General features: G+C 53.9%; 1 protein-coding gene. It reads left to right on the forward strand.

Annotation, left to right across the window (positions count from 1 at the left end):
• Positions 1-258 (forward strand): phosphoenolpyruvate carboxykinase (ATP) (locus tag RTW80_RS29880; RefSeq protein ID WP_312721778.1); only part of this gene is annotated, 258 nt, incomplete at both ends.

Here is a 258-nt window from a genome sequence, read left to right on the forward strand (position 1 = left end):
GTGTTGACGAACCTGGGTGCTATCGCCGTCGATACGGGTATTTTTACCGGTCGTTCGCCTAAAGATAAGTATATCGTCCGAGACGACACCACCCGCGATACGCTGTGGTGGGCTGATAAGGGCAAAGGGAAGAACGATAACAAACCGCTCTCCCCGGAAACCTGGCAGCATCTGAAAGGACTTGTCACCCATCAGCTTTCCGGCAAGCGTCTGTTTATTATTGATGCGTTCTGCGGCGCTAACGCCGACACCCGTCTC

Origin of the sequence: Escherichia sp. AM3, assembly GCF_032029835.1 — a bacterium.
Classification (GTDB): Bacteria; Pseudomonadota; Gammaproteobacteria; order Enterobacterales; family Enterobacteriaceae; genus Escherichia; species Escherichia coli.